This is a genomic window from Bradyrhizobium brasilense (genome assembly GCF_029714345.1).
Classification (GTDB): domain Bacteria; phylum Pseudomonadota; class Alphaproteobacteria; order Rhizobiales; family Xanthobacteraceae; genus Bradyrhizobium; species Bradyrhizobium australafricanum.
In genome coordinates this window covers 1-21313 of sequence record NZ_CP121669.1, presented here as the reverse complement: position 1 = coordinate 21313, position 21313 = coordinate 1, and the positions used below count along the sequence as shown (strand labels likewise).

Genomic DNA, 21313 nt, shown 5'->3' with positions numbered 1-21313 from the left:
AACGCGGGCATTTCGCTTCTCGCGCAAGGCAAGCGAAACCCAGCGCCGCGGAAATGGCTCGGACCTCCCCTTGAAAAGGGGAGGTCGCTTTGCACGTCAGAGCAAAGCGGGTGGGGATCTGCTCTCTCCGCACAGAGCGTCGCCTGCGGCTGACCCCCATCCCGGCCTTCCCCCTTTCAGGGGGAAGGAGAAGGCTAGCGAGACGTGATCTAGCCGTGCCCGCCCTCATTGCCGAAGGCGCCGTGACGGCCGACGCCGGAGGCAAAGCGCGCCGCGCCCGACAGCGTTTCGCCTGAGGCGATCACCTCGAGCCCGCCGCGCATCTCGTTCCTGATTGCCTCTTCCTCGTCGAGGTCCCACTGCCGCAGCGCCGACAGCCGGTCGGCGCGCAGGCAGTTCTGCGGGAATTTCGCGATGTCCTTGGCGAGCGCGATGGCGTGGGCGCGGGTCTCGCCCTTCGGCACCAGCCGGTTCGCGAGCCCCATGCGGTGGGCTTCAGCGCCGCCGACCGGGCGTCCGGTGAGGATCAGGTCGATGGCCTGCGAATGGCCGATCAGTCGCGGCAGGCGGATGGTGCCGAGATCGATCAATGGCACGCCGAAGCGGCGGCAGAACACGCCGAAGGTTGCGTCCTCGGCCACGACACGCATGTCGGCCCACAGCGCGAGCTCCATGCCGCCGGCGACCGCAAAGCCTTCGATCGCGGCGATCACCGGCTTCGATAACCGCAGCCGGCTCGGTCCCATCGGCGCGATCGTGTCGTGGCCGCCGACCTCGCGCTTCTTCTCGGGATCGCCCGCCGCCACCGCCTTCAGATCAGCGCCGGCGCAGAAATAGCCGCCGGTGCCGGTGAACACCGCGACCGATGCGCTCGCGTCCGCATCGAAGGCGAGAAACGCGTCATACAGCTTGCGCGCGGTGGCGCCATCGACGGCGTTGCGGTTGTGCGGACGGTTGATGGAGATAATGGTGACAGGACCGTCGCGCTCGACGAGCACGGTATCGGCATCGGACATGGGGCGCTCCCTGGGCTGTTCTTGTTGTGCCCGGAGAGTGGCATCAGTGGCGACCTCGGTGCAATCCCACGACAGACAGCGCAATTCCGCAGGGTGGGCAAAGCGAAGCGTGCACCGCTCATTCCCCGTCATCCTGAGGTGCGAGCGGAGCGAGCCTCGAAGGATGGACGGCCACCAGCCGGGCCGTCGACCCTTCGAGACGGCCGCGTTGCGGCCTCCTCAGGGTGACGGTGAAAGAGCGAACGCGCCGACGGTGCAGCTAAACCTTCAGCTCACTTCCCGTCACGCGGCGATACGCTTCCAGATACCGCTTGCTCGTCGCATCCACCACGCTCGCCGGCAGCGGCGGGGCCGGCGCGTCGCCGTTCCAGCGGCCGGCGCGGCGCTCGACGTCGAGATAGTCGCGCAGTGGCTGCTTGTCGAAGCTCGGCTGCGACTGGCCGGGCTTGTAGGCATCGACCGCCCAGAAGCGCGACGAGTCCGGCGTCATCACCTCGTCGATCAGGATGATGCGGCCGTCCTTGTCGCGGCCGAACTCGAATTTGGTGTCGGCGATGATGATGCCGCGGGCGCGGCTGGTCTGCTCGCCATAGCCGTAGACGTCGCGCGCCATCTTCTCCAGCGTCGCGGCGACGTCGGCACCGACGATCTCGCGCACCCGCGCGACCGTGATGTTCTCGTCATGGCCGGCCTCGGCCTTGGTCGCCGGACTGAAAATCGCGGGTTCGAGCTTCTGGCTCTCGACCAGGCCTGCCGGCAGCTTCTCGCCGGCAAGCGTGCCATCGGCCGCGTATTCCTTCCATGCCGAGCCCGAGATGTAGCCGCGGATCACGCATTCGATCGGGAACACGGTGGTGCGCTGGCACAGCATCGCGCGGCCGAGGATGTCGGCGCGATGGGCCTTCAGTTCAGGCACCGCGCGGATGATCTCGTCGGCATCGGCGCTGATCATGTGATGCGGCACGGTGCCCTCGAGCTGCCGGAACCACCAGGCGCTGATCTGGGTCAGCACCGCGCCCTTCATCGGAATGGTTTCCGCCATCACCACGTCGAATGCCGAGATGCGATCGGTGGTCAGCAGCAACACGCGATCGTCGCCAACGGCGTAGATATCGCGCACCTTGCCGCGGCCGATCCGGGGCAGGGGCAAATCGCTGGATAGCATCGCGGTCATGGCGTGATCTTTCTAGGTGGCCTTCAAAGACGAGCGCCCGCACACGGCCGTGCGGGCGTTCGAGATTATCACAGGAATTAGCTCACTCCGGCAGCGGAATGAACTCGTGTTCGTGCGGAACCTGCGCGAAACGGCCGGTTTTCCAGTCCTGTTTGGCCTGCTCGATCCGCTCCTTCGAGGACGAGACGAAATTCCACCAGATGTGGCGCGGCCCCTCCAGGGCGTCGCCGCCGAGGAACATCATGCGGGTCGGCCGCAGCGTCTTGACGGTGATGCGGTCGCCGGGCCGGAAGATCAGGAGCCTCGGCCCCTCGTGGCGGTCGCCCGCGATCTCGACCTCGCCGTCGACGAGGTAGATCGCGCGTTCCTCGTGATCGGGGTCGAGCGGCACCGAGGTGCCGGCCTTTGCGGTCACCTCGGTGTAGAACCAGGGCGAGACCATGCTGACCGGCGAGGTGATGCCGAACGCGGAGCCTGCGATGATGCGCGCGGTGAAGTCGCGCTCGGAGATCATCGGCAGGTCGCCCGCGCCATAGTGCTGGAACGACGGCGCGATCTCCTCCTTGCCCGCCGGCAGCGCGATCCAGCTTTGCAGGCCCAGCATCTTCTGGCCGTCGCGGCGCTGCACGTCGGGCGTGCGCTCGGAATGCGCGATGCCGCGGCCCGCGGTCATCAGGTTCATCGCGCCGGGCTGGATCTCCTGGATGTTGCCTTCGCTGTCGCGGTGCATGATGCTGCCGTCGAACAGGTAGGTGACGGTGGCGAGCCCGATATGCGGATGCGGCCGCACGTCCATGCCCTTGCCGGCGAGATATTGCACCGGTCCGAAATGGTCGAAGAAGATGAAGGGTCCGACCATCTGCCGCTTGCCATGCGGCAGCGCGCGGCGCACCGCAAAGCCGTCGCCGAGATCGCGGGTGCGCGGCACGATGATCAGATCCAGCGCGTCGCAGGTCTTGGGATCGCCGAGTTCGGGATCGGTCGAGGGCTGCCAGCTCATATCGGACTCCTTACGGTGGTGTAGCGATGATACTCTTTTGCCTTGATCATACTCTCTATCCGTCGTCCCGGCCAAGCCAACGGGTCGGCGCGAAGCGCCGCCCGATGACAGGCTCCGCGCGAGCCGGGACCCATAACCACCGATACTAATGTTACGAAGGCTGCGGCCCCAGCTTTCGCTAGCAACACACATCGGTGGTTATGGGTCCCTGCTTTCGCAGGGACGACGAATTACTTGTGGCTTGCACCTGCTCTCGATGGCAGCAAGTTCAAACTTGGAAACCGGAGACAGTCATGGTTTCTCTGATCAAGCCAGGCGCAAGTCTGCTGCAGGTCGACGGTCCCGTGATCGAGACCGCGCGGCTCATCCTGCGGCCGTGGCGTGCATCCGATGTCGCTGAGAACACGCGGATGCTGTCCGATCCCGAGACGGCGCGCTTCATCACGCCGGATCACCAGCCGATCACGTCGGAGCTGAAGGGCTGGCGCAATGCCGCCGTCATCTCGGGCCACTGGGCGCTATACGGCTTCGGCATGTTCGCGGTGGAGGAGAAATCTTCCAGCCGCTACATCGGCCGCGTCGGCCCGTATTATCCGCCGGAATGGCCCGGCTTCGAGGTCGGCTGGGGCATCGCCAAAGAGCATCGCGGCAAGGGCTATGCGGTGGAAGCGGCGCGTGCCGCGATCGACTTTGTGTTCGCGAACTTCACGGTCGACCGCATCATCCATTGCATCGATCCGGCCAACGTCGCCTCGCAGGCGGTGGCGCGGCGGCTCGGTGCCGTGAATGATGGGCCGGGCCAGCTCGAGGGTGACGTCGTCGATATCTGGGTGACGTCGCGTCAGCGCTGGCAGCGCGAGCCATCTTGAAAAACCACGTCCGACCGACGATTGTTCGGCGATGACATCGGCTGCTTCACATTGGGCCGCACTTGAACTCTGCCTGCGCAGCGCCAGCGTGGCGCTGCTGCTGGTGCTTGCCGCCTTGCTGCTCACTGACTTTCGCAAGGCGCTTTCCGGGCGCCTTGCAGCCGCCTTCGCGCTCGGCGCGGCCGCGCATGCGGTGACCGCCTCGATCGGCGCCGGGCCGCCGGTCTCGGACTGGCATGCGCCACTGATCGCGCTCTCGACCGGCGATATCGTGGTGTTCTGGCTGTTCACGCGCGCGCTGTTCGATGACGCGTTTGTGCTGCGCTGGTGGCACGGCCTGATCTGGGCCGCGGTCGTGGCCTACAGCTTCGTCAGTTGCATGTGGATTGCACCCGCCGGTCACGCGCAGATCGCGATCATCATGGTCAATTCGCTCACGCTCGCCTTCGTTGCGCTCGCGGTGGCGCAAACGATCGGATCGTGGTCGGCGGATCTGGTCGAGCGTCGCCGCCGTGTCCGCGTCTTCATCGTCGCCGCGTCTGCGCTGTACGGCGGATTGAACGCGCTGCTTCAGATTGCCTATGCCGGCAGTCGCGTGACCGTGGAATGGGCCAACCTGGTGAACGCGGCCGTGTTCACCGCCATCGTGGCCGCAATCACCTGGGCGATGATGCGCGTCGACGGCGCCGACCTGTTCACGGTGCCGGCGGAGGCCGTCGCGCTGACGAAGCCAGCCGCGGCCGAGGAGGCGACCGACCGCAAGCTGGTCGATGCCCTGATGCGGCTGATGGCGGACGAGCGCATCTACCGCCACGACAACGTCACGATCGGCACGCTGGCGACCCGGCTGAGGATTCCCGAATATCGTCTCCGGCGGCTGATCAACCAGCGGCTCGGCTACCGCAACTTCAACGTCTTCCTGAACAACCACCGGATCGAGGAGGCCAAGGCCGCGCTCGCCGATCCCTCCCAGGCCGAAGTCCCGGTCATCACCATCGCCATGGACGCCGGCTTCCAGTCGCTCGGCCCCTTCAACCGCGCCTTCAAGGCGACAACAGGCGTGACCCCGACGGAGTACAGGAAGCTGAAGGCAAGCGCGGTGTAGATGTCCTGCTTGCGGCGGATACCGCTGCACCCTCTCCCCTTGTGGGAGAGGGTGGATTCGATGCGGTAGCATCGAAGCCGGGTGAGGGGTTTGTCTCCGCGGATAGAGACCCCTCATCCGTCGCGGACTTCGTCCGCGCCACCTTCTCCCACAAGGGGAGAAGGTAAGAGGCGTCGCGATTACAGGCCCTTGTAATCGCTGTAGAATTCCAGAATCGACCAGTCACCTCCAATCCTCGACCAGCCCGATTTCCAAATCCGGCGAGCGCTCTCCCGTCCCCTGCGGCCTGATCCGGCCACGCGCCCATTGCGCATTGCCGGAGGATTCCGTGACCCGTCGAAAGCTCTTTCTCGTTTTCGCCGCTACCACCGCGTTCGGTGCGTTGGCGCTGTCCGCCGCCCGCGCCCGCGATGTGCCTGAGGTCGCGACCGGCTTTGTCGCCAATGTGATCTGCTCGGAGACCTTCGTCAGCGGGCTCGACCCCAGGCGAAACCTGACCGAGACCACTGACGCGATGCCGGGGGCCGGCCTGATCACCTGGGCGATGGACACCGAGGTCGACCTCGACCGCAGGGACGTCACCGTGACGCTGTTCGGGCTCGGCCGCAGCCATGCGGTCTATCGCGAGGGCATGGGCTGCACGCTCGAACATGGCGAGACGCTGGGCGATACCGCGCTTCCGCCGGAGAAGCCACAGGCCGCGCTGCTGCCCGAGATCGCGGGTCCGGAGTTCGTCCCGCCGCAGACCCCGCAGCTTGCGGCTGCGCTCGACCGCGCCTTTGCCGAGCCGGCCGAGCCGCCGTTCCGCCGCACCCGCGCTGTCGTCGTGATGAAGGATGGCCGCATCGTCGCCGAGCGCTACGCCAACGGCATCGGCATCGACACGCCGCTGCTCGGCTTCTCCATGAGCAAGTCGGCGATCTCGGCCCTGATCGGAATCCTCGTCCGCGAGGGCAGGCTGACGCGCGACCAGCCGGTCCCGATCGCGGCCTGGCGGAATCCCGACGATCCGCGCCACGCGATCACGGTCGACGAGCTGTTGCGCCACACTGCAGGGCTTGCGCTCGGCAGCTCGCTGCAGGCGTCGCTGGCATCCGTGCTCGAGCCGGTCAACCGCATGAAGTTCATGGAATCGGATATGGCCGCCTTCGCCGAGAGCGCTCCGCTGGAGAGCGCACCCGGTCGGGTCTGGAACTATCACGACGGCAACTACCTGATCCTCTCGCACCTGATCCGCAACGCCGCCGGCGGGCATGCGACTGATGTGATGCGCTTCGCGCGTGAGGAGCTGTTCGGACCGCTCGGCATGCGCAATGTCGTGATGCAGTTCGATGCTGCGGGCACGCCGGAAGGATCGGGCGCGATGATGGCGAGCGCGCGCGACTGGGCGCGCTTGGGTCAGCTCTATCTCAATGACGGCGTGGTCGGCGGCAAGCGCATCCTGCCAGAGGGCTGGGTGAAGTACTCGGCATCGCCGACGCCGAATGCCTGGGTCGGCTATGGCGCGGGCTTCTGGACCAATCTCGGCGAGAGCTTTGGCGCCCACTACCGTGTCGAGCACGGTTGGCCGCGCGATGCCTTCTTCGCCAAGGGCACGATCGGGCAATATGTGATCATCGTGCCGTCACAGCGGCTCGTCATCGTGCGCCTCGGCCGCTCGCCGAACGTGCCGCCCGAGGCGGACGGTGTGTTCGATCTGGTTCGCGATGTGGTTACATCGACTTCCATAAGTCCGCGGCTCGCGGGCGGCAATTGACCGGCACGTCACACAGCGCCCGCGCGATCGTGAATTGAATCTCGGCCTCCGGAATTTCTGATGCGATGGCGCATCTCGTGAGGAGGAGCGCCACAGTTTCTTGAACCACGCGTCAGCCGGAGACCATCATGCCGAAAGCCTACTGGATCGTGCACGTCACGGTTCACGACGAAGCCCGCTATCCCGAATATCTCGCTGCCGCGATGCCGGTATTCGCCAGATACGGCGCCAACTTCATCGTGCGCAATGGCCCCTATGAGGTGATGGAAGGCACAACGCGCCAGCGCAACTTCGTCATCGAATTCAGGGATCGCGCCACTGCGATGGAATGCTACACCTGCCCGGAATATCAGGCCGCGAAGGCGATCCGGCAGAAATATTCAGAGGGAGATTTTGTGATTATCGATGGAGCGGAGTAGGACGCGCCGTCATTCCAGGGCATGCGAAGCATGAGCCCGGAATCCATTTCGCCACGCGGGCGATGACACCGCGCTGTTTGACTTCTTGAATTACGACGCATCCCCGCCGTCGTCGTCCCGGCGAAGGCCGGGACCCATTACCCCAAATGAGACTTGTTGCGCGACGCTGGGGCCACGATCCCGTTCATGATCAAATGCGGTGGTTATGGGTCCTGGCTTTCGCCAGGACGACAGCTGTGGGCGTGGCGTGCAGCCTGCGCCTCGACGCCCCGCCTACTGCCTTCCCAGCTGCGTCGCCTTCTCCACGCGATCGAAGCGCTCGAGCGTCAGGATGGCGTCGGCGAGCTGGTCGGCGCGCTTGTCGAGTACCGGGCGGGCCAGCGTCAGGAATTTCTGCTGCATCGCCTTTGCGTCGGGGAACGAGGTCGGCTCGCCGGAGGGATCGGCATAGAGGCGCTCATGGGTGCCGTCATCTGTCGTGATCGAGACGCGGGCGCCGAACGGATGGGTGCGGCCGACCTCGAGGCGGTCGTCCTGCACCACGTCGAACTTGTCGGCGAGCGCGTCGATCGCCTTGTCGCCCAGCCGGTCGTAATCGTCCCAGCCGAAATGGCCCTGGTCGAGCGCGATCGCGCCGGTGAAGAACATCGAGAACTGCCCGCCGACCACCGAGGTCGGGTGGCGCTTGGTGGCGGCATCGCCGGTCAGCGTGATGCCGTTGCGGTGCAGACCGATTTCGACCTTCCTGATCTGGTCCGGCGTCAGATTGTGCTCGCGCCGCATCGCGATCAGCGCGTCGATCGCGGCGTGGGTGTAGCGGCAGCTCGGATACGGCTTCACGCCGATCTTCAGCGTCTCATAGGTGTGGCCCAAGTCCGCCACCGCCTTGTCCGGATGAGCGTCATCGGTATAGCCGACCAGAAGGCCGTGCTTGCCTTCGACCGACTCGCTCGAGCCGATGAAGTCGTTGCGCGCCAGGGTCGCGGCGATCACGCCGTTCATCGCGGCGGCACCGACCTGGTAGCGCTTGTTCCAGGCGCCGTTGACCAGGAATTGCAGCGAGCCCGCAGCCTGGCTGCCGGAGACGCCGAACGCGGAAACGATCTGATCCTTCGACAACCCGAACAGCTTGGCCGCCGCCGCGGCAGCGCCATAGGTGCCGGCGGTCGCGGTCGGATGGAAGCCGCGGGCGTAATGCGAGGTCGGGTCCAGCGCGTTGCCGAGCCGGCAGCACACTTCATAGCCGGCGACGATCGCGGTCAGCACGTCGCGGCCGGAGGCGCCGACCATCTCGCCGACCGCGAACGCGGCGGGCACCACCGGTGCGCTCGGATGCAGCGAGGAATCGGCGTGGGTGTCGTCGAAATCGAGCGAATGGCCGAGCGCACCGTTGAGCAGCGCGGCGACCGCCGGGGTCCAGGTCTTGGTATCGCCGAACACGGTGGCCTCGCCCTTGCCGTCGAGCGCCAGCGCCTCCAGCATCTTCATCAGCGACGGCGTCGATTCCGCATCGCGCCGGGCGCGGATGGTGCTGCCGAGGAAATCCAGCGTCAAAACCTTGGCGCGCTCCAGCACCTCCGGCGGAATGTCGGAATATTTCAGGTCGGCGACATAGGCGGCGAGCGTTGCGGTTTCGTGGGCCATCGTGTTTCCTCAATTTTGCGGCGCAGGGTAGGCGGGCAGGTCAGGCCTTTCAAGCCACCTTGCCGCCGCGGGCAGCTGCCATGCTCCAAATCGGTTAGCTTCAGGTCGGTTAGCTTCAAGTCATGTAACACGGGCCTTTCCTTTGATTGCGGATCACGGTGCATGAGGACCTTCGCAAAACGCATGTTCGACCAGCTCTGGACCCGCAAGACGCAGTTGGCGCTGGCGGTCCGGATCGCGTCCGCCGGCGTGGCGGCCTATACCATCGCGCTGGCGCTCAACCTCATGCTGCCGCTCTGGGCGGTGCTGACCTCGCTGATCGTGACCCAGATGAGCGTCGGCCGCTCGCTGAAGGCCAGCCGCGATTACATGCTCGGCACCATCGGCGGCGCCGTCTATGGCGGCGCGATCGCGGTGCTGATCCCGCATTCCGGCGAGGGCAGCCTGCTGGCGCTGCTGGTGCTGGCGATCGTGCCGCTGGCCTTCATCGCCGCGCTCAATCCGAGCCTGAACTCTGCGACCGTGACGGCAGTGATCGTGCTGCTGCTGCCGACGATGCATCACTCCAACCCGCTGGATTCCGCGATCGACCGCGTCCTCGAGGTGACGGTCGGCGCGATCACCGGGCTTCTGATCTCGTTCCTGGTGCTGCCGTCGCGCGCGGTCAGCCAGATCAGGGTCAACGGATCGAAGCTGCTGGAGCTGCTGTCGGCGGCGTTCGCCGAATTGCTCGCCGGCCTGACGCGCGGCCTCGACAACGACGCGCTGCACCGGATCCAGGACGGCATCGGCACCGCGGTGACCAATCTGCACGCGACCGGCCTCGAGGCCGAGCGCGAGCGCTCGATGCATCTGTCATCGGGGCCGGACACCGGCCCGTTGCTGCGGACCATTCAGCGGCTGCGGCACGACGTCGTGATGATCGGGCGGGCCTGCGTGGTGCCGCTGCCGGCCGATATCCAGGCGAGGCTGGCGCGGCCATTGGCCGACGTCAGCAAGGCGATCGTGACTTACATGGTGGCGGTCGCGACCGCGTTGCGCGCCGGCAGCGGCCCGGCCGACATGGCGCCGGTCGATGCGGCGTTGCATGCCTATAGCGAGGAGGTCGCCGCGGTCCGCAGGGATGGCCTGATCCGCGGCCTGCCGGTCGATGCCGCCGAGCGCTTCTACGCGCTCGGCTTCTCGCTCGACCAGATGCGGCAGAATCTCAACGACCTCAAGCGCTGCCACGGCAATTGGTGCACCAACGCCGACGCCTCCGAGAAGATCGTCGCCGACACGCCGGAGAAGAGCGCGGCTTGAGATCGAGTAGTAGTTCAGCCTCCGGCCTTGCGCAGCATCGCGGGCACGATCAGGCGGTGGAACGGCAGGATTACCGCGAGATAGGCGCGCCCGAACCAGTTGTGGGTCAGCACCAGCGTGGTCGCGGTGATGCTGCGCACAGCTCCCGCGGAGGCGACGTCGACGACGAGCCTGAAGTCGAGATGCTTGTCGTTGAAGCCCGCGACCAGCCGCTCCGGCGTCTCGCTGACCACCGGAAATATCCCGATCATGTCGCGCGTCGCGCCGTCGGCGGCGCCCGAGGTTTTCAGGCCAAGCGGCGCGACGATGAAATTACGCAGGGCAAGCAGCCCTTCGATCCAGCGCGGCTGCCGGGCCACCATCGCTTCGGCGGCGTGCCGCGCATCGAGGTCGGGGCGCGCAGTCGCGATCCGGAACGCGTCGATGAACTGCGCGCCGGCGAGCAGCGCGGCGGAGTCTACGTTCGGCGTGACCTCGTCGACCCTCATTTGCCCAGTCTGCGTGCCAGCAGGCGGAAACGCAAGACAAGGAGGGTCGCATAGACCGCCGTCCCGAGCGACAGCCCGATCCAGACACCGGCGGCGTCGAGCTTGACCCAGAAGGCGAGCGCCGAGGCCGACGCGAAGCCGATCAGCCAGTAGCTGATGACGGCGAACAGCAGCGGCACCTGGGTGTCGTTCATGCCGCGCAGCGCGCCCGCGGTGGTGGTCTGGATGCCGTCGGCGATGAAGAAGGTCGCGCCGATCAACAGCAGCGCCGCGGTGAGCTGCGCGGTGGTATCGGAGGCCTCGCCGAGGAACAGCGCCGCGATCTCGAAGCGCGCCAGGATCACCGCGAGCGTCATGACGCTCATGAAGATCCCGCTGAGCGCGATCGCGACAAAGCCGGCGCGCTGCACCGCGTCGGTATCGCGGCGGCCGACGGCCTGGCCGACCCGCACGGTGGCGGCCATGCTGACGCCGAACGGCACCATGAACAGGATCGCCGCGATCTGCAGCGCGATCTGGTGCGCGGCCAGCGCCGTGGTGCTGATCAGCCCCATCAGCAGTCCGGCCGCGCCGAACAGGCCGTATTCCAGCAGGAAGGCGATCGAGATCGGCGCGCCGACGGCGACCAGCTTGCCCATCAGCGGCCAGTCGATGCGCCAAACGCGGCTGAATACGTGGTACTTGCGGAACGGGCGGCGGCGCGCCGCGAACCACACGCCGGCAAGGAAGGTGCCGAGATTGACGATCGTGGTCGCAAGCCCGGCGCCGAACATGCCGAGTTCGGGCATGCCCCATTTGCCGTAGAGCAACAGGTAGACCATCAGCGCATTGGCCGGGATCGCCGCGAGCGTGATCCATAGCACCGGCTCCGGCCGGTTCACCGCGCTCATGAAGCCGCGGAGCGCGATGAACCACAGCGCCGGCAGGATGCCCCAGGCGAGACCGAACAGATATTGCTGCGCCAGATGCGCGGTGGCCTGGGTCTGGCCGAGCATAAGCAGGATGCGCTCGCCCTGGAACGGCAGCGCCATCAGCGGCAGCACCATGAAGAAGCCGGCCCACAGGCCGACGCGGAGCGCGCGCCGCATCACGCGGGGGTTGCGCGCGCCGAACGCCTGCGCGGCCAGGGGCGAGACCGCCGACATCATGCCCATGCCGATGGTGAAGCTGACGAAATACACGGTGTGCGCCAGAGCCGCGGCGGCGACGTTTTCGCTGCCGAGCCGGCCGATGAAGGCGAGATCGGTCGTCATCATCGCGATCTGCCCGAGCTGCGTCAGCGCGAGCGGCACCGCGAGCTTCAGCGTTTCCGCGAGCTCGGCCGTGAGCAGGTTGCGAGGGACGACAACGGCCGCGTTCGGCGCGGCCGGGTCGATCTTGTCGATGCAGGTCATGACGGCACGCATAGCACGGCAAACCGGCCGGAAGGATGGCCAAGTTGCGCAAACGCGACGATCTCACGCAGAGGTCGTCGCGTCCCAGATTGTCGATTGAAATCGGAAGACCGCCTTAGACCTTTCCGGATCGAGCCCGGATCACGATCGCGCGGGAATCCGCTTGATCTTGGCGCCGAGGGCGTTGAGCCGCTCATCGATCCGCTCATAGCCGCGCTCGATCTGGTCGGCGTTGTTGATGGTGGAGGTGCCCTCGGCACACACCGCGGCCAGCAGCATCGCCATACCGGCCCGGATGTCGGGCGAGTTCATCGGCGCGCCGCGCAGCCGGCTGGGGCCGGCGACGATCGCGCGGTGCGGGTCGCACAGCACGATGCGGCCACCCATCGCGATCAGGTTGTCGACGAAGAACATCCGGGATTCGAACATCTTCTCGTGCATCAGGATGACGCCGTCGCACTGCGTCGCGGTGACGATCGCGATCGACATCAGGTCGGCCGGGAAGGCCGGCCAGGGCTGGTCCTCGAGCTTCGGCACATGGCCGCCGAAATCGTCCTGGATCTTCATGGTCTGGCCGGACGGGACGACGAGGTCGTCGCCCTCGACGCCGCAGACGATGCCGAGCCGCTCAAAGCCCATCCGGATCGAGCGCAGATGCTCGACGCCGGCGCGCGCGATGCGTAGCGGCGAGCGGGTCACCGCGGCGAGCCCGATCAGCGATCCGACCTCGATATGGTCGGGCTGGATCGCGAAAGTCGTGCTGCCGAGCGTTGCCGGCCCGTGCACGATGATGGTGTTGGTGCCGACGCCTTCGATCTTGGCGCCGAGCGCGATCAGGAAATTGGCGAGGTCCTGCACATGCGGCTCGGAGGCCGCGTTGCGCAGATAGGTGGTGCCGCGCGCCGCGACTGCGGCGACCAGCGCGTTCTCCGTCGCGGTGACGCTGGGCTCGTCGAGGAACACGTCGGCGCCCTTCAGCCGCGTGGCGCGGAATTCGAGCCGGTGCGTCGCGGTGACGGTTGCGCCGAGCTGCTCGAAGGCCAGGAAGTGCGTGTCGAGCCGGCGGCGGCCGATCACGTCGCCGCCGGGCGGCGGCAGCGCGACCTCGCCGCAGCGGGCGAGCAACGGGCCTGCGAGCAGGATCGAGGCGCGGATGCGCGCGCACAGCGCCGGATCGAGATCGGCGGCGCGGATTTCCTTGGCATGAATCTGCAGCGTGTTGCGTTCGGTCCATTCGGCGGTGGCGCCGACCGAGCGGCACAATTCGACCAGCGTTTCGGTGTCGCGGATACGCGGCACGTTGGTCAGCGTGACCGGGTGCTCGGTGAGCAGCGCCGCGGCGATGATCGGCAGCGCGGAGTTCTTGTTGCCCGACGGCTCGATGGTGCCCGAAAGGCGGCGGCCGCCTTCGACGATGTATTGGATCGGCGGCACGCGGAATGTCCCCTAACGCATCATTCAGACTGGGCCATTGGAAATTCCACAACGGAATCAAAGGCCGTCCGGCACCGTAACACAACTGGCGGCGCTGCTTCCACACGAAAGGTGGCGCCGCGGCTGCACCGGTCGCGCTGTCACGGAGATGTCACCCGTCAGGACGGTTGCTCGCCTCCAGGGTAATGGAAGTAGTGTGCACTGTACGATCCACGTCATTGCGAGCGGAGCGAAGCAATCCATCGCGCCGCAAGCTGAAAAATGGATTGCTTCGTCGCTTCGCTCCTCGCAATGACGGTGGTGCAATGCGCCGCAGGCCTCCTAGATGTCGATGGTGGCGCTGAGCGAATTGTCCTGGATGAACTCGCGGCGCGGCTCGACCACGTCTCCCATCAGCTTGGTGAAGATATCGTCGGCCTCGTCGACCTCCTTGATCTTCACCTGCAGCAGCGAGCGCGCCTCGGTGTCCAGCGTGGTCTCCCAGAGCTGTTCCGGGTTCATCTCGCCGAGACCTTTGTAGCGCTGCAGCGAGATGCCCTTGCGGGCGGCGTCGGTCACGGCCTCGAACAGGTCGATCGGGCCGTGGATGATCTGCTCGGCATCCTTGCGCCGCAGCTTGCCCGCGCGCACGTAGATCTCTTGCAGTTCGGTCGCGTATTCATCGAGCTTGCGGGCGTCGGCCGAGCCGAGAAACGCGTCGTCGATCACGGCGAATTCCCTGACCCCGCGCACGGTGCGCTCGAACTGGAACCCCTGGCCTTCCGTGAAGGTGCCGATCCAGCCGCGCTCGACCTCTTCGGCCACGGCGTCCAGCCGCTTGGCGATGTATTCGGCCGCCGAATTGGCGGTGGCGATATCGCTGGTGATCCTGGGATTGAGCACGCCCGCGATCGCGGCCTGCTCGATGACGGCGCGATTATAGCGGCTATGCAGGTTGCGCAGCACCGAGCGGATGACCCGGGCGTCTTCGACCAGCGACAGCAGATCACGGCCCGAGCGGTCGTCGCCGGAGGCCGGCTTGAAGACGCATTCGTCGAGCCCGGTCGAGATCAGGTAGTCCTCGAGGGCGCGCTCGTCCTTCAGGTATTGCTCGGACTTGCCGCGCGAGACCTTATAGAGCGGCGGCTGGGCGATATAGAGATAACCGCCATCGATGATCGAGCGCATCTGACGATAGAAGAAGGTCAGCAGCAGCGTGCGGATATGGGCGCCGTCGACGTCGGCGTCGGTCATCACGATGATTTTGTGATAGCGCAGCTTGTCGACCGAGAAATCGTCGCTGATGCCGGTGCCGAGCGCGGTGATCAGCGTGCCGATCTGCTCGGAGGACAGCATCTTGTCGGGACGGACGCGCTCGACATTGAGGATCTTGCCGCGCAGCGGCAGCACCGCCTGGAATTCGCGGTTGCGGCCCTGCTTGGCGCTGCCGCCTGCCGAGTCGCCCTCGACGATGAACAGTTCGGATTTGGCGGGGTCCTTCTCCTGGCAGTCGGCGAGCTTGCCGGGCAGCGAGGAGACGCTGAGCGGATTCTTGCGGGTCAGCTCGCGGGCCTTGCGCGCAGCTTCGCGAGCCGCGGCGGCCTGGATCACCTTGCCGACGATCTCCTTGGCTTCCTTCGGATTCTCCTCGAACCAGGCGGCCAGCGCCTCGTTCAGGACGTTCTCGACCACCGGCCGAACCTCCGAGGACACCAGTTTGTCCTTGGTCTGCGACGAGAATTTCGGATCGGGCACCTTCACCGACAGCACCGCGGTGAGGCCTTCGCGGCAATCGTCGCCGGTCAGCGCAATCTTTTCCTTCTTCGCATTGGCGTCGGCATAGCCGTTGACCTGGCGGGTCAGCGCGCCGCGGAAGCCGGCCAGATGGGTGCCGCCGTCGCGCTGCGGGATGTTGTTGGTGAAGCACAGCACGTTCTCGTGGTAGCTGTCGTTCCACCACAGTGCCGCCTCGACGCCGATGCCGTTGGCTTCCGAGCGCACCATGATCGGTGCCGGCACGATCGCCTTCTTGTTGCGGTCGAGATATTTGACGAATTCCTCGACGCCGCCGGAATAGTGCATCTCCTCGCGCTTCTCGACCGCGTGACGCATGTCGGAGAGCACGATGTTGACGCCGGAATTGAGGAAGGCGAGCTCGCGCAGCCGGTGCTCGAGCGTCGCGAAATCATATTCGATGTTCTTGAAGGTCTCGACCGAGGCGAGGAAGGTGACCTCGGTGCCGCGCTTGCCTGGGGCATCGCCGACCACTTTGAGCGGCGCCACGGCATCGCCGTGCGCGAATTCGATGTAGTGCTCCTTGTCGTCGCGCCAGATCCGCAGCGCGAGCTTGCTGGAGAGCGCGTTGACGACGGAGACGCCGACGCCGTGCAGACCGCCGGAAACCTTGTAGGAGTTCTGGTCGAATTTTCCGCCGGCGTGCAGCTGGGTCATGATGACTTCGGCTGCCGAGACGCCTTCTTCCTTGTGGATGCCGACCGGAATGCCGCGTCCGTCGTCGTACACGGTGACGGAATTGTCGGCGTTGAGGGTGACCAGGACGCGGCTGGCATGGCCCGCCAGCGCCTCGTCGATCGCATTGTCGACGACCTCGTAGACCATGTGGTGCAGGCCGGAACCGTCGTCGGTGTCGCCGATATACATGCCGGGGCGCTTGCGGACGGCGTCGAGGCCCTTCAGCACCCGGATCGATTCCGCGCCATATTCGGCCGGAACGGGATGCTCAGATTCGGCAGGGGTCTGCCGGGCAGGTTCAGTCATGTGAGGCCTTCGAGGATATCCGAATCAGCCGCGCAATATGAGGCGCTGATTCCGCTATTTGTGCCATGAAAGAGGGGTTGCGCCTAGCGCAAAGTCTCCATCTACAAACTATTGAATAAATAGGATTTTTTCGGCCTGTTTCAAGGCTTTCAAAGGCCGATTCCGAGGGCTTTGAAAAGCCCGATTCGGTGGCGGATTCGGAGCCCTTATCGAGGCCGATTCTGCGCCGCCAGAAACATGATGAGACCAGGCTGAATTGGAGCGACTTCGGAGGTTCGCTTCTCCCCGCTGGGCATGGGCGAACCGGGGGCGAGGGATGCTCGCGTAATTTCGGAATATTAGAATATTGTTCCTGAGTTGCCCGACGTGTCAAGCTGCTTGGTCGAACGCCTGCCGCCGCTGGCCACTTTGCATGGGGTTGTTTTCGATATTTTGGCAATGCGCTCTGCGACGGCGCCATCGCTTCAGATTGCCCTAGACTAGCCAATCAGCCGCGCCGCGTGGCGCGGCCGGATTCGACGTCGAAAATCTCTCCTCGCGGGCCGACATCGACGAACGCCGCGGGATCGGCGCCGGTCATCCAGACCTGCGCGCCGAGCTTGGCGAGCTCGTCGAACAGCGCCTTGCGGCGGTTCGGATCGAGATGGGCGACGACCTCGTCGAGCAGCAGCAGCGGCACGATGCCGGTCATCTCCGCGACCATCGTGGCGTGCGCCAGCACCAGCCCGATCAGGAGCGCCTTCTGCTCGCCGGTCGAGGCGTCACGCGCCGGCATGTTCTTCGGCGCGTAGACCACCTGCAGGTCGGTCAGATGCGGGCCGTCGAGCGTGCGCCCGGCGGCGGCATCGCGCGGCCGGCTGGCGCGCAGGATCTCGCGGTAGCGGTCCTCCACCGCCGTTGCGGGCTCCTGCAGCAGCGCGTTCTCCATCCAGCCGTCGAGCATGATCTCGGAGGAAGGGAAGGCCGAGGCCGCGCCGCGCTCGCGCAGCATCACGGCGAGCTTGGCCGCGGTCTGGCCGCGCGATGCGGCGACCGCGACCGCAAGCTCGGCGGTCTCGCGCTCGATCGCATCACACCAATGGTCGTCATAGTTGCGCACCTCGAGCAGCCGGTTGCGCGAGCGCAGCGAGCGCTCCAGTGCCGAGACGCGGCTGGAATGCTCGGAATCGATCGCCAGCACCAGGCGATCGAAGAAGCGCCGCCGTTCCGAGGCGGCGCCCATGAACAGGCCGTCCATCGCCGGCGTCAGCCACACGATGCGCAGATGATCGCCGAACGCGGTTGCGGACCCCACCGGTTCGCGATCGATGCGGCAGCGCCTTGTGTTGCCGGCGTCACCGGTCGGCGGATCGATACCGGTGCCGAGCGTCGCAAGGCCGAGCGCGCCTTCGACTTCGGCCGAGACCGCCCAGGAGCCGTCGCCCTGGTTGTCGGCGATGTCCTCCAGCGTCGCGCGGCGCAGGCCGCGGCCCGGCGACAGGAACGAGACCGCTTCCATGCAATTGGTCTTGCCGGCGCCGTTCGGCCCGACCAGCACCACCATGTCGCCGGCGACCTGTAGCGTCGCCGTCCGGTAATTGCGGAAATGCGTCAGCGACAGGCGGTGAATGCGGGACGGGGTCATCTCTCTTCCTTCCCCTCTCCCCTTGTGGGAGAGGGTGGCGTCTCACGAAGTGAGGCGACGGGTGAGGGGTATCTCACAGCTCGGCAAGCTTGGCGACAATGTCTTCCAGCACCGCCCCGGGCGTCCGCAATACGTCATTGTTCCAGTAGCGCAAGACCTGAAAGCCTTCCGCCGCAAGCGCGTCAGTCCTGGATGCATCACGCGGCGACGAAGCGTGCTGGCCGCCGTCGATCTCGATGGCGAGGCGCTTCTCGAAGCACGCGAAGTCGAGAATGTAATTTCGAAACGGAACCTGCCTTCGAAATTTCAAGTGCGACAGGCGCCGATCGCGTAGCAGGCGCCACATCTTCGCTTCCGCGTCAGTCGGCTCCCGGCGCATCTTCTTTGCGAAGCTGCGGAGGCGTTCATCGGTCGGTCGATGGTGCGGCGTTCGCGGCACCAACCCCTCACCCGGCGCCTGCGGCGCCACCCTCTCCCACAAGGGGAGAGGGTGCAGTTGCTCGTGAAGAGAGGGTCATCACACCCGCATCGGCATCAGCACGTAGAGCGCGCCCTTGCTGTCGCGGTCCTGCACCAGGGTCGGCGAACCGGGATCGGCGAGCTTCAGCACTGCGACCTCGCCCTCGATCTGGGCGGCGATGTCGAGCAGATAGCGCGAGTTGAAGCCGATATCGAGCGCGTCGGAGGCGTACTCGACCTCGAGTTCTTCGGTGGCGCTGCCGGAATCCGGGTTGGTAACCGAGAGCACCAGCTTGCCCGCGGACAGTGCGAGCTTCACCGCGCGGCCGCGTTCGCTGGAAATCGTCGAGACGCGGTCGACGGCGGCCTCGAAATCCTTCTTGTCGACGACGAGTTCCTTGTCGTTGTTCTGCGGAATGACGCGGCCATAGTCCGGGAAGGTGCCGTCGATCAGCTTCGAGGTCAGCACCACATTGCCCAGCGTAAAGCGGATCTTGCCGTCCGACAGCTCGATCGAGATCTCGGCGTCGTCGCCCTCGATCAGCCGCTGCACCTCGCCGACCGTCTTGCGCGGGACGATCACGCCGGGCATGCCGGTTGCGCCCTTGGGCAGCGCGAGGTCGATCTGCGCCAGCCGGTGACCGTCGGTCGCAACGCCGCGCAGGGTCGCCGCCTTGGCGCTGCCGGCCGCGTGCAGATAGATGCCGTTGAGGTAGTAGCGGGTCTCTTCGGTCGAGATCGCGAACTGCGTGCGGTCGATCAGGCGCTTGATGTCGGACGCCGGCAGCGAGAACGAATGCGTCATGTCGCCGGCGGCAAGGCCCGGGAAGTCGCTCTCGGGCAGCGTCTGCAGTGTAAAGCGCGAGCGGCCGGCGCGCACGGCCAGTACCGAGCGGTCGCCGTCGGCTTCCAGCACGATCTGCGAGCCGTCGGGCAGCTTGCGGACGATGTCGTAGAACATGTGCGCGGGCACCGTGGTCGAGCCGGCGGTTCCGGTCTCGGCGGCCAAGGTCTCCGTCACCTCGAGGTCGAGGTCGGTCGCCTTCAGCGACAATTTGGCGCCCTCGGCGCGGATCAACACGTTGCCGAGGATCGGGATGGTGTTGCGGCGCTCGACCACGCGGTGAACGTGACCCAGCGATTTCAGGAGTTGCGCGCGCTCGACGGTGACCTTCATTGCAATACCCGCCAGATCCCTCAGATGGAAAAGCCGGGCGGCCGTTCAGGGCAGCACCGCGGCATTGGAAACCCGAAAAGCCGGATCAATACCGGATTTGATCAAACCCACGGGGGGACCGCAAGGTGGCGCGGATGGGCGGCTGGTGCAAGGGATACGGGCGCGAAACGAGCCCCGTTCCCCACGTTTTGGGTCGGAAAAAAGTTTAGCCCTCCCCTTTGGCGAGGGGAGGGCTATGGAACGATCCGGCTGGATGAAGCGGCCCTATTCCTGCAGCTGGCGCTTCAGCGATTCGACTTCCTCCGACAGCGCCGTGTCCTTGGCGACCAGTGCCTCAATCTTGCGCACGGCGTGCAACACCGTGGTGTGGTCGCGGCCGCCGAAGCGCCGGCCGATCTCCGGCAGCGAGCGCAAGGTCAGCGTCTTCGCCAGATACATCGCGACCTGGCGCGGGCGCACCACATTGGCGGTGCGGCGGGACGACAGCAAGTCGGAGCGGCTGACATTGTACTGCCGGGCGACCACGCGCTGGATGTCCTCGATCTTGATCCGCTTCGGCTCCTGCGGGCGGATCAGGTCGCGCACCTCGCGCTCGGCCATCTCCAGCGTCACCGGCTGGTTGTTGAGCTTGGAGTGCGCCAGCAGGCGGTTGATCGCGCCTTCAAGGTCGCGGCCGTTATGGGTGATGGTACGCGCCAGATAGTCGAGCACCTCCTCCGGCACATCGAAGCTCGCATGGTGGGCGCGGGCGGCGGCGACGCGCGACTTCAGGATGCCGAGCCGCAGCTCCTCGCCGAGCGAGCCCATCTCGACCACGAGGCCACCGGCGAGCCGCGAGCGCACGCGGTCGTCGAGACTTTCCAGATCCGACGGCGGACGGTCGGCCGCGATCACGACCTGGCGGCCGGCATCGATCAGCGCGTTCAGCGTGTGGCAGAACTCGGCCTGCGTCGACTTGCCCTGCAGGAACTGCAGATCGTCGATGACCAGCACGTCGATGCCGCGCAGCGCCTCCTTGAAGGCCAGCGCCGTCTGCGTCTTCAGCGCCGCGACGAAGCCGTACATGAACTTCTCGGCGGTGAGATACAGCACCTTGCGCTCGCCGCCGGAATTGCCGGCCCAGGTTACCGCCTGCAGCAGATGCGTCTTGCCGAGGCCGACGCCGGCATGAATGTAGAGCGGGTTGAACATCACGGGATCGCCGCGGCGACCTTCCGCGACCTGGCGGGCCGCCGCATGAGCCAGCGTGTTGGACCTGCCGACGACGAAGCTGGCGAAGGTCAGGCGCGGATCGAGCGGCGAGCCGCCGAGCGCGTCGTGGCTCGCGGACACCGGCGCGGTCGCAACCGAGCGCAGTTCAGGCACGAGCCTGCCGTCGGTGCGCTCGATGCGGCGCACTTCGACGGGCGCAACCGTTTCCTTCACCGGAGCCGTCGCGCGGATCGCCGAGCGCACGGTGAGGTCGATGCGATGCACTTCGGGCATCTCGGCCTGCCAGCAGGAGAGCACGCGTTCGGCATAGTGCGCCTGGATCCAGCTCTTGAGGAACCGGGTCGGAACCGACAGGTGCACGCTCTCGTCGTGCACGCTCTCCAGATCCATCCGAGCGAACCAGCTCGTGTAGACGTCCTCGCCAACGCTCGTCCGCAAACGTCCCTTCACCCGCGACCAGCGATCCTGTTCCGTGTTCGTCAT

At 66.1% G+C, this 21313-nt stretch carries 17 protein-coding genes; 5 read left to right on the top strand and 12 right to left on the bottom strand.

From position 1 onward, the window contains the following. Positions 1-209: 209 nt before the first annotated feature. The 3 genes from QA635_RS00085 to QA635_RS00075 form a co-directional block, all read right to left on the bottom strand. Positions 210-1016: a crotonase/enoyl-CoA hydratase family protein gene (locus tag QA635_RS00085; RefSeq protein ID WP_283066003.1), complete on the bottom strand. Its 807-nt coding sequence runs from the start codon at positions 1014-1016 to the stop codon at positions 210-212. 259 nt (positions 1017-1275) lie between these two features. Then, the gene (locus QA635_RS00080) at positions 1276-2190 is read right to left on the bottom strand and encodes a phosphoribosylaminoimidazolesuccinocarboxamide synthase (RefSeq protein ID WP_283066001.1); all 915 of its coding nucleotides are present in this window, start codon (positions 2188-2190) and stop codon (positions 1276-1278) included. Between the two features lie 82 nt (positions 2191-2272). Beyond that, on the bottom strand, positions 2273-3190 hold the full coding sequence (locus QA635_RS00075; protein WP_028335539.1) for a pirin family protein: 918 nt from the start codon (positions 3188-3190) through the stop codon (positions 2273-2275). Between the two features lie 293 nt (positions 3191-3483). On the opposite strand from QA635_RS00075, the gene QA635_RS00070 reads away from it, so the two are divergent. From QA635_RS00070 to QA635_RS00055, 4 genes are all read left to right on the top strand, one after another. Next, on the top strand, positions 3484-4059 hold the full coding sequence (locus tag QA635_RS00070; RefSeq protein WP_283065998.1) for a GNAT family N-acetyltransferase: 576 nt from the start codon (positions 3484-3486) through the stop codon (positions 4057-4059). Positions 4060-4090: 31 nt separating this feature from the next. Further along, the gene (locus tag QA635_RS00065) at positions 4091-5164 is read left to right on the top strand and encodes an AraC family transcriptional regulator (RefSeq protein WP_283065996.1); all 1074 of its coding nucleotides are present in this window, start codon (positions 4091-4093) and stop codon (positions 5162-5164) included. A gap of 328 nt (positions 5165-5492) precedes the next feature. Continuing rightward, positions 5493-6920: a serine hydrolase domain-containing protein gene (locus QA635_RS00060; RefSeq protein WP_283065995.1), complete on the top strand. Its 1428-nt coding sequence runs from the start codon at positions 5493-5495 to the stop codon at positions 6918-6920. 128 nt (positions 6921-7048) lie between these two features. Then, positions 7049-7339, top strand: a complete 291-nt coding sequence (locus QA635_RS00055) for a DUF1330 domain-containing protein (RefSeq protein WP_225164648.1) — start codon at positions 7049-7051, stop codon at positions 7337-7339. A gap of 273 nt (positions 7340-7612) precedes the next feature. Here the strand turns inward: QA635_RS00055 and QA635_RS00050 are convergent, their stop codons facing one another. Then, positions 7613-8983: an MmgE/PrpD family protein gene (locus QA635_RS00050; protein WP_283065992.1), complete on the bottom strand. Its 1371-nt coding sequence runs from the start codon at positions 8981-8983 to the stop codon at positions 7613-7615. Between the two features lie 162 nt (positions 8984-9145). On the opposite strand from QA635_RS00050, the gene QA635_RS00045 reads away from it, so the two are divergent. Then, positions 9146-10285, top strand: a complete 1140-nt coding sequence (locus QA635_RS00045) for an FUSC family protein (protein WP_283065990.1) — start codon at positions 9146-9148, stop codon at positions 10283-10285. Positions 10286-10299: 14 nt separating this feature from the next. On the opposite strand, the gene QA635_RS00040 is transcribed toward QA635_RS00045, so the two are convergent. The 8 genes from QA635_RS00040 to dnaA form a co-directional block, all read right to left on the bottom strand. Next, on the bottom strand, positions 10300-10773 hold the full coding sequence (locus QA635_RS00040; protein ID WP_283065988.1) for a DUF2867 domain-containing protein: 474 nt from the start codon (positions 10771-10773) through the stop codon (positions 10300-10302). Further along, positions 10770-12167 (bottom strand): MATE family efflux transporter, encoded by a 1398-nt coding sequence (locus tag QA635_RS00035; RefSeq protein WP_283065986.1) that lies wholly within the window; start codon positions 12165-12167, stop codon positions 10770-10772. Before QA635_RS00035 ends, QA635_RS00040 begins: the two co-directional genes overlap by 4 nt. A gap of 141 nt (positions 12168-12308) precedes the next feature. Continuing rightward, entirely contained in the window at positions 12309-13601 is a 1293-nt protein-coding gene (gene murA / locus QA635_RS00030) for a UDP-N-acetylglucosamine 1-carboxyvinyltransferase (RefSeq protein WP_016842674.1), read from the bottom strand. A 321-nt stretch (positions 13602-13922) separates the two neighbouring features. Beyond that, the gene (gene gyrB / locus QA635_RS00025; RefSeq protein ID WP_283065984.1) at positions 13923-16358 is read right to left on the bottom strand and encodes a DNA topoisomerase (ATP-hydrolyzing) subunit B; all 2436 of its coding nucleotides are present in this window, start codon (positions 16356-16358) and stop codon (positions 13923-13925) included. 487 nt (positions 16359-16845) lie between these two features. Further along, a complete protein-coding gene (gene recF, locus QA635_RS00020; RefSeq protein WP_283065982.1) occupies positions 16846-17982 on the bottom strand; it encodes a DNA replication/repair protein RecF in 1137 nt (378 codons plus the stop codon). Between the two features lie 73 nt (positions 17983-18055). Beyond that, positions 18056-18421, bottom strand: a complete 366-nt coding sequence (locus QA635_RS00015; protein ID WP_076824746.1) for an endonuclease domain-containing protein — start codon at positions 18419-18421, stop codon at positions 18056-18058. A 78-nt stretch (positions 18422-18499) separates the two neighbouring features. Beyond that, complete coding sequence (gene dnaN / locus QA635_RS00010; RefSeq protein ID WP_074126563.1) at positions 18500-19618, bottom strand: DNA polymerase III subunit beta; 1119 nt, start codon at positions 19616-19618, stop codon at positions 18500-18502. A gap of 264 nt (positions 19619-19882) precedes the next feature. Then, entirely contained in the window at positions 19883-21313 is a 1431-nt protein-coding gene (gene dnaA, locus QA635_RS00005) for a chromosomal replication initiator protein DnaA (RefSeq protein ID WP_057015334.1), read from the bottom strand.